13 protein-coding genes are annotated in these 12,917 nt (G+C 46.4%); 5 read left to right on the plus strand and 8 right to left on the minus strand.

Going from position 1 to position 12,917, the window contains the following annotated elements:
• The coding region (locus tag ACUVJL_RS27125; RefSeq protein WP_445248680.1) for a hypothetical protein at positions 1–182 on the plus strand (182 nt) is incomplete at its 5' end.
• Between the two features lie 31 nt (positions 183–213).
• Here the strand turns inward: ACUVJL_RS27125 and ACUVJL_RS27130 are convergent.
• On the minus strand, positions 214–840 hold the full coding sequence (locus ACUVJL_RS27130) for a L,D-transpeptidase (protein ID WP_445248681.1): 627 nt from the start codon (positions 838–840) through the stop codon (positions 214–216).
• Positions 841–1,513: 673 nt separating this feature from the next.
• On the opposite strand from ACUVJL_RS27130, the gene ACUVJL_RS27135 reads away from it, so the two are divergent.
• Entirely contained in the window at positions 1,514–2,014 is a 501-nt protein-coding gene (locus tag ACUVJL_RS27135) for an autotransporter (protein WP_445248682.1), read from the plus strand.
• Between the two features lie 335 nt (positions 2,015–2,349).
• A complete protein-coding gene (locus ACUVJL_RS27140; protein WP_445248683.1) occupies positions 2,350–3,696 on the plus strand; it encodes a PQQ-dependent sugar dehydrogenase in 1,347 nt (448 codons plus the stop codon).
• Between the two features lie 339 nt (positions 3,697–4,035).
• On the opposite strand, the gene ACUVJL_RS27145 is transcribed toward ACUVJL_RS27140, so the two are convergent.
• From ACUVJL_RS27145 to ACUVJL_RS27175, 7 genes are all read right to left on the minus strand, one after another.
• Entirely contained in the window at positions 4,036–4,602 is a 567-nt protein-coding gene (locus tag ACUVJL_RS27145) for a DUF924 family protein (RefSeq protein ID WP_445248684.1), read from the minus strand.
• A gap of 90 nt (positions 4,603–4,692) precedes the next feature.
• Positions 4,693–5,976 carry an RNA-guided endonuclease IscB gene (gene iscB / locus ACUVJL_RS27150; RefSeq protein ID WP_445248685.1) on the minus strand — a complete coding sequence of 428 codons (1,284 nt, stop codon included), beginning with the start codon at positions 5,974–5,976 and terminating at the stop codon, positions 4,693–4,695.
• A gap of 382 nt (positions 5,977–6,358) precedes the next feature.
• Complete coding sequence (locus ACUVJL_RS27155) at positions 6,359–6,715, minus strand: peptidoglycan-binding domain-containing protein (RefSeq protein ID WP_445248686.1); 357 nt, start codon at positions 6,713–6,715, stop codon at positions 6,359–6,361.
• Positions 6,716–6,845: 130 nt separating this feature from the next.
• Positions 6,846–7,484 (minus strand): ThiF family adenylyltransferase, encoded by a 639-nt coding sequence (locus tag ACUVJL_RS27160; RefSeq protein WP_332954332.1) that lies wholly within the window; start codon positions 7,482–7,484, stop codon positions 6,846–6,848.
• A gap of 12 nt (positions 7,485–7,496) precedes the next feature.
• Positions 7,497–7,808 (minus strand): hypothetical protein, encoded by a 312-nt coding sequence (locus tag ACUVJL_RS27165; protein ID WP_445248687.1) that lies wholly within the window; start codon positions 7,806–7,808, stop codon positions 7,497–7,499.
• A 19-nt stretch (positions 7,809–7,827) separates the two neighbouring features.
• Positions 7,828–8,970 (minus strand): IS4 family transposase, encoded by a 1,143-nt coding sequence (locus ACUVJL_RS27170; protein WP_445248688.1) that lies wholly within the window; start codon positions 8,968–8,970, stop codon positions 7,828–7,830.
• 193 nt (positions 8,971–9,163) lie between these two features.
• Positions 9,164–9,766 (minus strand): IS607 family transposase, encoded by a 603-nt coding sequence (locus ACUVJL_RS27175; protein WP_445248689.1) that lies wholly within the window; start codon positions 9,764–9,766, stop codon positions 9,164–9,166.
• A 281-nt stretch (positions 9,767–10,047) separates the two neighbouring features.
• Between ACUVJL_RS27175 and ACUVJL_RS27180 the strand changes: the two genes are divergently transcribed.
• Both ACUVJL_RS27180 and ACUVJL_RS27185 read left to right on the plus strand, forming a co-directional pair.
• On the plus strand, positions 10,048–10,959 hold the full coding sequence (locus ACUVJL_RS27180) for an SGNH/GDSL hydrolase family protein (protein ID WP_445248690.1): 912 nt from the start codon (positions 10,048–10,050) through the stop codon (positions 10,957–10,959).
• 531 nt (positions 10,960–11,490) lie between these two features.
• Entirely contained in the window at positions 11,491–12,888 is a 1,398-nt protein-coding gene (locus tag ACUVJL_RS27185) for an ammonium transporter (RefSeq protein ID WP_445248691.1), read from the plus strand.
• The last annotated feature ends 29 nt before the right edge of the window (positions 12,889–12,917 follow it).

Genomic DNA, 12,917 nt, shown 5'->3' on the forward strand with positions numbered 1-12,917 from the left:
GGCAAGATGCCCATCCCACAAGAAAAAATAACTCTTGTGGGATGGGCATCTTGCCCGTCCCATCAATTGATGAAAAGGATTTTTGCAAGAGGTCTATTATCAATCAGTCTTTCATGGGCGGGCAGGATGCCACCCCACAAGAAAATTTAATTTTTGTGGAACAGGCATCTTGCCTGTTCTGATGTTTTTTGATGCACCCCAACCTCCGAATAATTAATGCTCAACTATCACTGGTGTGCCAACTGCGACTTTCTCAAATAAAGCCTGTGCGTCTTTGTCAAACATTCTGACGCAGCCGTGAGAAGCCGCCCCCCCGATCGACTCTGGATTCGGAGTACCATGAAAACCAATCACATTCTTGCCATCCGTCCAAAACCCCATCCACCTACTCCCTAATGGATTGTCCGGCCCAGCAGGAATAAGTTCTCCTGTCCAAGGATTTTGCCACACTGGATCTTTGATCATTTGGATAACTTTAAAATTGCCTGTAGGAGTTTCCCAGCCGCCTTTTCCCACAGCAACCGGGAAACTGGCTTGCACCTTATCTTGTCGGTAAACATAGACGCGACGTTCTCGCAATTTCAGCACTAAACGCACTTCCTCAATTGGATTTACCGGAGGCTTTGGTTCCTGGGGAATATACCGAAATGGTTCTCCTAAGGGCGGCAGTTCTGGGGCTGGGAGATTCGGCAATTGGGCCTCGGATGGTAGCCCCTGTGGTGCGATCGCGCTATTACTTAAATTAGCGGCAGCCGCTTGCTGCTGTAGGGCGACCGACAGCGCGACTGAACTCAAGCTCACCACAATTAAGTTGTTAAATAAAAATTTGCTGTTCACCATTGTTTTGTTGACTAAATTCCTCACCAGCAGTTCCTACAAAGTTCCTATCTCATTATCCGCAAACCGCACCCGATCTGAAAAGTTTTGACATGGCTTTTTGACGGCAACTGTGCTGCACAGTTATTAGTTTAAATTCCACAACTGATAACTTGTAACTCAACCCAAAGCTTAGGCAATAATACCAAAAAAACCTGGTTTTTATACGGGGAGCAGTGGAGAGCCGCGAGAGATTTTCGTGAAAAAACCCGGTTTAAGCGTAAATCGTGGCAGAAAATGATTAAATTTTACCTCCGACTAATTTGATGTTTTAGCTGCAGGCCGGCTGGCGATCGAGAATTGAAACTATGGGGTTGCTACATCCGGAAAGCACAATCTGTCTTTGGGTAGAGTTTCCCGCCCAGCAACAGTTAGGTTGGCTTAAAAAAACTGCAACGGTCGATCGAACAAACTCAATATATCACGCCAACACTCTATAGATGCCAACCGCTGAACTTGTTGTAAATCGGGAACTTATGATGTAAAATTTAGTCTTTCAATACTTGTTCGATAATCTTTTTTTGAGATTGTCCTAAATTTCCTACTCTGGGGATTAAACTAGATTAGGTCAAGATGTTGGGACTTTCGCGCAGCGAAAGCAAACCCGACCCTAAATAGCAGTTAATGTGAGGTTTCAATGCGTTTTCAGAAGATCAAATTATTGACAGGTGCAACCCTGTCCGTGCTAATTTCGGCAGTCTCAGTACATCCTGCGATGGCTAACCCTGCAACTCAAATAGCCCAAACGCAGACCACCACAACAGCAAACTCTCAAACCATTACCGGTTTTGTCAAAAGTATTGTTGGCGACGTAGTAACAATTCGCGAAGAAAACGCGCCGTACAGGACTCTCAGGATTCAAAGATGCGTCCTGAGAATTATTGGCCTAGTACCGGGAATGAAAGTCAGAGCCACCGTCGCCGGATCTCAGATAGAAAATATCGCGGTGATCCCCGATTATAAGGTGGTAGCCACAACAGTTGTTCGTTCCGCAACTCCAGCACCGGCTCCGCGTCCGGCCCCAGAACCCCCTCCCCGTCCGATGCCGGCTCCCCGTCCGATGCCGGCTCCCGCTCCGATGCCGGCTCCCCGTCCGATTCCGGCTCCGGCTCCGGCTCCTGTGAGAGGACTTTGGTAGAGCTAGGTTATACGATTTTCGATTTTCGATTTTCGATTTTCGATTGAAGATTGAAGATTGAAGATTGGCAATGACAATCAAGCAATTTGGTTCCGGGTTCCCGGATTCATTCCTGGGGTCGCTTTCTTCAATTCTTTAATCTAAAATCTAAAATCGAAAATCTAAAATCGATTGACTGCTGAAGCTCAAGGTTTGGCTCACGGGCCTACAGTTGCCTTCTTTTTTTGCAACTGGTATCAGTAAGCAGAATTAAGTCACCGCGCAGGCGGTGGCTTCGCTGTTTAAGAGCAGTTAGAATAATAGAATTGTCCAGCAATTGTTGAGAAATCGCTGCTATGTATTACTTGCGTTTCTTGCTGCTAATTCTGCTGTTGCCACTGATTGCGTGCGATCGAGCTACAGATGCGATCGCCCCTGCTGTTGGCGACAACGGCCCCCTGTCGCAAATTCCCTCCCGTGCACCGCTGGTAAATGTTGGGACAAATCAAATTGTACCGACCAAACCGCTTTCGCCGCAGCCCATCCGCATTGCTGCAACTTCTTTGCCGCAGCCAGGAGCCAGCGAAAGCGCCTCAAAACCTCCTCAAGTAATACCGATTCCCGCATCGCCAGTGCTGCGAGTGCCTCCTGGCTTTGTCGTTAACGTTTTTGCTGACAATTTAGACGCTCCCCGATGGCTGGCTTTGACGCCGACAGGCGATGTTTTGGTAACAGAAACCCGGCAGAATCGGATTACACTGTTGCGGGATGCCAACGGCGACGGCGTTGCTGAGGTTCGCAAGACTTTTGCAACTGGCCAAAACGGGTTAAATATTCCCTTTGGCATGGCTTTTGCCGATCGCTATTTTTTCCTCGGAAATACCGCTGAAGTCCGCCGATTTCCCTACACAAAAGGGCAGGAACAATTGACAGGTACTGGTCAAAAAATTGCCGATTTACCGGGCGGTGGCTACAACCAACACTGGACGCGAAATGTTGTCATTTCCCCCGACAATAGCAAGCTTTTCGTATCAGTTGGCTCCCAGTCTAATGCTGATGCCGAACCGCTGCCGAGGGCGTCTGTTCAAGTGATGAATTTGGATGGCCAGAACAAGCAAATTTTTGCTTCCGGTTTGCGAAATCCGGTGGGATTAGATTTTCACCCAAAAACCAATCAACTCTACACGACAGTCAACGAACGCGACGGTTTGGGAGATGATTTGGTGCCGGATTACTTGACAAGAATTCGTCAAGGCGAGTTCTACGGCTGGCCTTACGCTTATTTTAAACCGAATTTGCTCGACCCGCGCCACTCCAGAAATGGCAATAGCGATCGACCTGATTTAGTGGCTAAAACATTAACGCCAGACGTGCTGTTTCAGGCGCATTCGGCGGCTTTGGGACTTCAGTTTTACGACGGCAAAACGTTTCCCAAAAGATTCCTGAACGGGGCGTTTGTGGCGTTTCGCGGCAGTTGGAATCGCAACGCAGGAACTGGTTATAAAATCGTGTTTGTACCTTTTAATGCGGCGAACGGACGCCCTCAAGGTTATTATGAGGATTTTCTGACTGGTTTTCTCACAGATCCGTCGGGCCCGAAAACTTGGGGACGGCCTGTTGGTTTGCTGGTTTTACCTGACGGGAGTTTGCTGTTTACTGAGGAAGCGAATAACCGGATTTATCGAGTGCAGTATCGGAGGTGAGAAAAGGGCGATCGCTAAATTCTTCACCCTCGTATACTTTTTGTTGAATCAACAATTGATCTTCTTTTCTAATTTCATATCATGTCCGATCGATTAACCATAATATCCCGGTCGGGGCGGGTTTTTGAGAGGGTCAATTATTGGCAGGTATTGTTGGTGAGGGCAGCCCCTACAAAAATCGCGATCGCTCGACCGGACCTCATATCACTCAATTTTGATAGTCGCTGGGTTGGGGCGGGTTTTGTACAGAGATTGTCTGCTGTTGGTTCTGATTGCGGGCTAAAACCGCCTCTACAAGCCTCGAATATATCAGAACGATCGAGATTTTGCGATCGCGCTTTAAAATTCCGAACCGGGTTGTTTGAGAAACTCGGCTTCTTCGGGGGTTGTTTCGCGTCCGAGAATTTGATTGCGGTGCGGAAATCTCCCAAAACGCTGGATTATTTCTAAATGCTGCATCGCGTATTCAATGACTGAATCGCTGTCTGTATCGTCGCTGAGTTGCCGAAATAGTTCCACAGATTTTTGCTGGTGTTTTAAGTTTTCGCTGTGTTCAAAAGGCAAATAAATAAACCATTTTTGTACGGTCAGCAATTCGCGATCGAAGTTATGATTAACAGCGTATTCGGCGGTAGCTAAAGCTTTGCTGTCTGTGGCGAATGCTTGGGGCGTCCCGCGAAACATATTGCGCGGAAATTGATCGAGCAGTAGAATTAATGCTAGGCAGTTTTCGGGGGAATCTTGCCATGAGTCGAGTTGACCGGAGGCGGCTAGTTCGTATTGCTGCATAAAGCGCGATCGCACTTCTGCATCAAAATCCGCATCTTTTTCAAACCACTTCTTTTGGACTTTGCCAAACTCAGGAGAGTGCGATCGACCAAACCAAAAATCTAAAACTTCATTCATAAAAACTTTACGGGAGCTTGGAAACGAGCGTGGCTTTAGCCAGCTCGTGGAAAAGGGACACGGGATACCAAGCGTGTCCCGTCAATACTTTTAAAATCCATAATTGTACCCATCCTTTTGATGAATAGAAAAACAATACTTGTGGTTGATTCCTTGAATTAAGCCCTGGGCTGAGGACACATTAAAACTACCACAGGAGCGAACAGCAACTCTACCCGTATAAGTGCCAATCTTCTTGCCCGAAGTAACAACGGCTTTTACGATGTCGCCTGTCTGAAAACCCTTGACAAACTTGAATCTTGGAACGTACCGAGAAGGAAATCCCAACTTATCTGTGCGACACATCTGCCTTGAACCATGCCCCGTGGCTTTGATATTTAGGGGCTGATTTGCTAATACGGAAATATTAGGCGTATCACCTACGCAAGCAGCATCAAAGAAGTGGGCTTTTGGTAATTCCAACCGTATGCGGTTGAATTTGGTCAACCCGCCAGAACCCGTGATAATCACTTTACCTGTTTCTTTTAGGCGATTAAATAAAGCCCATCTGGTTGAGTTGACAGCAGCGGCATCCTTCAACGGGCGCTTAGCTTGTGCCAAGATTTTCTTCAAAACATCGGGCTTTTTCGCCAGGAATATCTTGATGTCCTTAGTCCCTTTCTTGGTATTGCAAGGTTCACAGGCTAAACACAAATTAGATACCCTGTTAGTTCCACCCGACGCTTTAGGATGAATGTGCTCAACTTGTAGCGGTACATTTTCCGCGCTACAGTAAGCACATCGTCTCTCCCATTTATTGAGCAGATACTCACGAACTTCGTAACCAGCTAACACACCCTGCTGGTACTCGACCCCTGAGATTTCTGGACTTTCTATCTTCTGTAAATCGAATCTGACCAACTCCTGAAAGATTGTTTTAACTGGTGCAAGTTTTGATAACTTGTTGACCCAAGTTAAAGTTGTCTCTACGCGGTGTCGCAGGCTAGGAGCCAACCAACCTTTGGGACGTGTCCGATTTAAAAATCTCGCTTGACGATACCTTGTGTGCCGACTTCTGCGACCGCGCCGCAGAGAACAACGTGACTCTAGCAATGCCTTAATTGCTTGACCGCGATGGGTTAGTTCGGCCACCCAGAGCAGATTGGAATCTAAAAGTAGAGCAAACCCAGTAACTTTTGAACCAGGATCAATCTTCAGAGTTACAGGCTGCGGGTCTTCAGTTACTTCTTTTTTCAAGAGGATTGTGAAGGGGTAAAGCTTGAAAACCTTAGCTTTGCCAACCGTTAACAATTTACGCGCCAAAGATGGTTTGCATGGTGTTAGTGGTTTGCGGTTTATATCTAATACAAAAACGTAATTTGGTTGGATAGACATTGTTGTGTCCCTTCGATTTCTCGTAAAGTTCGCTTTGCCAATGTTATAAAGGCTTTTTGCGCTTGCAACACTGTCTCAGTGACCTTAAGACTGTTTAATTGCAAACAACAGAGCGGAAAACTAGCGTCGCATTCTCCGGTGTTATGACCCCAATAACGTAGTAAATTAAGACTTAGGCGGGTAAGCACGGCTTCAGTTTGTTTGCTGAAGCCCCGTGTCTTCAGACCGGGGTTGCTTACTAGCAATCTAGTATGCGATTGATTGTTGATTAAAGCTTCTGTGTCTGTAGTTGCACAAAATCCGCTATTTGCACAACTACAAACCGCAGCGATTAATGATTCGCAATGATGACTTAGGAACTTTTGTTGTCCGGTGCTTAAATTTACGAACTAGCAAACAGTCTGTCCCAAGTTTCGCCTCCCACAACTCCGTCTACATGAAGGTGAGCTTGCCGCTGAAATCTTTTCACTGCATCTAGGGTTGTCGGGCCGAACACGCCATCAATTACGATCGGTTCTGGGCACAAACCCCGCGCGTTCAACACCTTTTGCAGTTTCTTAACATCTTCTCCTCTCGAGCCGTGTTTTAAAATCCTTTTATGGTGTCTCACTTGTGGTCGATGGCAATCATTAGTGTGGCAAACTGCGTCGCCCGCTGCATAGTTGGCTCCACTTGTACCAGTCAAAACTAATAGACCGAGAATTGCTAGTAAATAATAAAAAGTCTGTGTTCCGGCCATACTTTCCCTGTGAATTTTCTCAAGCGTTTTTTACAAGTTTGACGATTGTTTGAGGGTGAGAAACCGGGTTTCTGGGATGGGGGCATCCAATCTTGATTGACCGGGTTTCTGGCAACAGTCAACCGACATTTTACAATATAAGTGGCTTTACTGCAAAATCTCCGATCGTGCAAGTTAAATTTTGTTGCTCTTTGGTAGCAGCAAAGGTAACAATTACTTCGCAGGCAACTGCAACCGTCAGGATTACCAAGTTTCGCGCCAGCGGGTAATCGCAAACGTCATCATTCGCCGCTGAAGGAACCCGATAGTGTTGGTTCCAAATTATTTCGGAGTAATCGGCAGCTAATCCGACGTGCACGCATGGAAGGGAGGCACTCGCACAGTAATCCTTGACTGCTTGCCGCCCGACACTGTTATCAAAAGTATCGATGACTGTGGCGCTGACAGCAAGCAGCCGATCGGCATTTGCGGGCGTCAATTCTTTTGAGTGCGCGTCAATGCTGACTCCCAAAGCGCGGTAGAGGTTGTTGGCGAGAATTTTGGCTTTGAATGCGCCGATGTCCGATCGATAATAGGGTTGAGTGGAAAGGTTGCGTTCCTCGATGCGATCGCGATCGATGACTTTTAAATGGCAAAAGCCCGATCGCGCCAGACTTTCTGTAATATTCGCACCCAAAGCGCCCGCGCCGCACACCGTTACCGGGAAATTTTTTATCAGCGACATCACTGCGGCACTTCTGTAAAGTTGTTCGTGAAAAAATATGCTCATGGTAATCAAGAATTATCGATTTTCGACTACTCCAACCAATGAATGCAAGTCGAAGTCTTTGTCCAATCCGCTAAGACAAATGCCCGCACTCATAACTGTCAAGTCATTTTTGGCGATCGCAGAAGTGTGATGTTCTCCACTCCCGCTAGTCCATTCAACTAACCAATAATTTTGGCGATTCCCTGCGGGATAGCTTCGCTTCACGCAAAAATCCCGCAATTCACCGCCGCCCATTTTTAGCGCCCGCTGCAAGCGCTGCCCTGCCCGCACTTTTGGATCGAAACCTTTAATATTTCGGGACACTAATTCGTAAACAGTTCGCACTGTCGGGGCGACAAGTTGCCTATAATGCTGATTGAATAAGTCTCATAGCTCTCAAGCCTTGTTGATAATTAGGTAGTTTGTGTGGGGACAAAGACATTAATTCAACAACAACCAGCCAATTACTAGACATTGAATCGACCCATGATTCACCCCATAGTCCAATATAAAAAGTGCTATGTCTAGCATATTTTCTGTGACTTTCTGTTTTTCTACCGAGATATTCTTGAACTTGCTTTGACTTAATATTTATCCCTTGGATTATGCTCTTCAAGTATGCTAAGGATAGCAAAATTAATAATTTACTCAATCGGTTGCCCGTTAAATTAGTCCTTTCCAAGTTATATCCTCCGCTCTTAAAGTCTCTGAACATCTCTTCAATTCCAAATCTTTTAGCATAAGCATCAACTGCTGCTTGTGTATCTTTCAAGCTTGTCAGAATATACCAAGGCTCTTTTGTAATAATATTTCGATATTTCCCTAGCCATTTACCTGCCAGATTAAATCCATTAATGGGTGCAGTTTTTCTAATTGTTACTTCTCGATTGAAAAAGCTATTTCCTGGCTCTAATCCTAGCATTTTTACTTCAGCCCATAACTCCGATTCAGTCTTGATGCAAACATTCTTTTTTAGTCGCAAACAGAAATCTACTTTCTTCTCCCTCAGCCAGTTGGCGAGGGTAACGCTACAAAATTCACGATCTCCCAACACTAGCAATCTATAATTTGATAAGGCAGCGAATACTGGCATTAATACAAATTGTTGATTTTCCAATGTGCTGTTCCCTTGTTTATCAAGCATTTTCCAATAAATAGGAATAGCTCTATGAAGCCAAATCATGCTGACCATCAAAATATTATTTGATTGCCATTTGGTTCGGTCTATTGCTAAATATACAACCTTATTCTGTTTAACACTACCTTTAATCCAATCAATAACCAGTGACAACCAAATATTATCTAGAGTCCATTCATCCTCCGATAAAAATCTCTGAATCTTTTTTCTTCTACTTTCAAATTTAATGGGAATCGCTAGTTTTGTCGCCATGCTTTCTAACGTGACTTCTTTAATCGATTGCACTACTTGAATCAATAAAATTGTCAATAAGTAATTAGAATGTGTCAGCTTTTTTGACAAATGGGCATGATATAATTTTGGTATCATTTAATTGTTTTTGGGTAAGAAGCTTTCTTACCCTATCTTTTTTCATGCTATTTGTCTAGAGTGCCCTCCCTGTCTGCTCTTCAGGCGACCTGTCGCCCCGTCAGTGATATCTGCGCCGATAATTGTTAATTAATAATCGGGAATTGGGAATTGAGAAGCTGTAATTGACGAGCGTTGCAAACTGGTGTATTGCTTAGAGTTTATCGGCAATTGCTTTAAGTTCTTCAACGAGGCGCTTGTTCTTGGGATTCCTGCTGCCATAAAGGCCGGCTGAGAACATGGTGATTATTTCTAGTAGATCTTTAGCTAAATCCTCCTCACAGCTAGCATCTTCAGTTTGATTGATAATCACTACCTCTGTCCCAAAGTGTTCGCACAAATTAAAAATTAGTTCAGAACCAAATCTCAGCATTCTGTCTTTGTGAGTTAACACCAACCTTTCTACTTGATTGTCTGCGATCGCCCGAATTAGACGTTGTAAACCCCGCATACTGTAATTTACCCCAGAACCCACATCATCAATGATTTGGAATTGCCAGCCGTGAGATGCACAAAACAATTCCAAAACTTGTTTTTGTCTGTCTAAATCATCTTTTTGGTCGTGGCTGCTAACCCGAGCGTAAGCAACCGTTAAAGCGCCGTCGCGTTTTAAGCCGAGAAGATGAGCTAGGTCATACCGTCTGTGACCGTTAGCCGTGCGTTCCGGTATTAGCTTGCCTTCGGCTTCCCACCTGCGTAATGTGGAAGCGCTCACACCTTTAAGTTTGGCTGCTTCAGTTATAGTTAATTTTTTCATTTTTGGATTTTAGCATCACAAATGAGTAAGTTCGATCAGTTTTAGATATATTTTTGTGCAATGCTGTGGTTTTGACCAATCCGATGGCGGTGCCAGAAAGTTTGGTAGGCAGATTTTTTATGGTAAAGTAGTGCGAAAAAGCAAAGTTCTGCATCGCCGTGGCGCCCAACACAGCACAGTGCTTGATTCTTACAAGAATTGAGGCTTTAATTGAGCGGTAAAATTTGATGCAGCAATGAGTGCAAATTATTCGGTGTGATGGCTGCAAATAGCTTGAGTTTATGGAAAAGTTTGGAGGAGGTAGCAGAAGTAGAAGTCATAAATCCCTCTTAGGGATGGAAGTTAGCCGATCGAGAACTGTTCCGGTTTGGGCTTTGCTATCTTTGGCGACGAACGGGGTACTGATGTTCACAGTCGCTCAACTACTGCTGCGGGGACACAACTGGGCAGAAAGCTTCCCGGCGAGTGGGGCGGTGACAGCAGAAGGCGCCCAGGAACAAATTGACCAACCGGCTACCTCTGCAAAGGCAGTGCTAGACGTGCCGGTTCCAGGACCGCGACATAAATGGACTTACCAGCAGTGGGTGACGCAGTTGGGTCGCGAAGCTGAGGCGGCCGCGGCGAATCGACCGTCAAGACTGAGTGTTTTGGCTGGGGATTCTCTGAGTATGTGGTTTCCGACAAAGCTGTTACCGGTCGATCGAATTTGGCTGAATCAAGGGATTTCGGGGGAAACTTCCGTGGGTTTGCTGAAGCGGTTGCAATTGTTCGATCGAACTGTGCCGGATACTGTGTTTGTGATGATCGGGATTAACGATTTGTTGCGGGGGGCTAGCGACGAAGGGATTTTGGACAACCAACGGCAGATTATTCGCGATTTGCGGTGGGCTCACCCCAAAGCAGAAGTAGTTGTGCAGTCGATTTTGCCACACAGCGGGGAACAAGCTACTTGGGAAAATCGCGATCGGCTGCTGGCGATTCCTAACAGTCGGATTCGGGCAATAAATCGGCGGCTGAAAGAAATTGCGAGTTCTGAAAATGTTTTGTATCTGGATTTGTACCCGCTGTTTGCGGATGTTGACGGCAATTTGCCAACAGAACTCAGCACAGACGGCTTGCACCTTAACGATCAAGGTTATCTGGTTTGGCGATCGGCCCTGCAACTGTTCAGTCAGATGCAGTTGAAAGATTAGTCATTAGTCATTAGTTATTAGTCATTAGTCATTAGTCATTAGTCATTAGTCATTAGTTAGAAAGATAAAGGATAAAGTCATATTCTCCTTCTCCCCAAATCTCCCCCCCTCCTCCTCCCACTCTCGCCCACTCAAAACTCTCCCCCTATCCTCAACTCGCCCTCCCCGAATACTGTGCTGTCACGGGCTATGTCAAGTAGCGACGGATAGATTAAGAAATATGATCCTTAGCTCTTTAGTATAACGTGATACAGAATAACTGTTTATACAAATGGTGCAATCCAAAAGCACAGACCGTTGGATTGATGGTTGACGAATTTAGATGAGTCCGGCTATACGAAGTCGGGGGGTTGAGGATGGGGGAATTATCTATTGAAGATTTGTTCCGCTAAAACAGGGACTTAAAACCAAAGAACTATTGCATCTAAAATCCTCCCATCTAAACTCGGTCCGGTCTTCCCTGAAAATTGCTGAGTATGAGAAGGTACAACTAACGTGATCAAAAAAAGTTTAAAGATCGGCATCATCGCCATGTGGCTGTTAAGCGTAGCGCTGACGGACAATGCCTTAGCTCAAGATGCTGCTGGTACTGCTGCTGCGGTGGTGCCGAATCCGATCGACAGCGGCGATACGGCCTGGATGTTGGTCTCCTCAGCACTGGTGCTGTTAATGACACCAGGGCTGGCGTTTTTCTACGGGGGACTGGTGCGATCGCGCAACGTCCTCAACACCATGATGATGAGCTTAGTCATGATGGGACTGATCGGCGTCACATGGACGCTGTGGGGCTACAGTTTGGCCTTTGACGTTTCCACTCCAGCGTCCGAAGGCTTTGGTAAAGGGATCGAAAGCTTCATCGGCGGCTTCGACTGGATGTTCTTGAACAACGTCACGGCCGACAAACCAGATCCGATCGGCTACGCACCGACAATACCCCACCAAGTATTCATGGTGTACCAAATGATGTTCGCCATCATCACTCCAGCCTTGATTTCCGGGGCGATAGTCGAACGGGTAACATTTAAAACCTATTTCTGGTTCGTGCTGCTGTGGTCTACCTTCATCTACTCTCCTTTAGCCCACTGGGTTTGGGGTAGAGGCTGGCTGCAGGCGATCGGATCTCTGGACTTTGCCGGCGGCACAGTCGTACACATTAGTTCCGGCGTTTCTGCAGTTGTCGCAGCTTGGGTAATCGGGCCCCGCAAAGACCACTTGAACAACCCCCACACCCCCCACAACGTACCCTACGTCTTGCTGGGAATTGGGATGCTGTGGTTCGGCTGGTTTGGCTTCAACGGCGGTAGCGCTTTGGGATCTGGTTCTTTAGCAACAGTGGCTTTTGTCACCACGATGATTTCTACAGCAGCCGGCGGTTTAACTTGGACAATTGTGGAATGGGTGCTCAGAGGCAAACCGACAGCAGTGGGAATTGCTAGCGGTTTCCTAGCGGGATTGGTGGGCATCACACCTGCGGCTGGATTCGTGCTGCCAGTGGGGGCGCTTTTGATCGGATCGATCACTGCTGTTTGCTGCTTCTTTGGCGTTAGTTTCCGGGCTAAGCTGGGATTTGACGACTCTTTGGATACCTTCCCGATTCACGGCTTAGGCGGAACTGTGGGCGCGATTCTGACTGGTGTGTTTGCGACTAAAGCGGTTAACGCAGCCGGAAATGACGGGCTGTTTGCCGGGAATCCCGGGCTAATCGTCACCCAGTTTGTAGGCGTTCTAGCTACTTACGTGTTTGCGGCTGTCGGCACTTTTGTGATCCTGAAAATTTTAGGGCAGTTTATGGAACTGCGAGTGCCGTTATCTGCTGAAGACCAAGGTTTGGATATCGGTCAGCACGGGGAAGAAGCTTACGGTGAGGATTTTGCCGGCGGTTTCAGTTCGTATGAATCGAGTTCTCCTTTTGCGCCGAAGAAGGTTTGAAGCTGATTTTCTGTGGGAGTTCGATCGTG

This window comes from Microcoleus sp. OTE_8_concoct_300, from assembly GCF_031383065.1.
In the GTDB taxonomy this organism is placed as follows: Bacteria; Cyanobacteriota; Cyanobacteriia; order Cyanobacteriales; family Microcoleaceae; genus Microcoleus.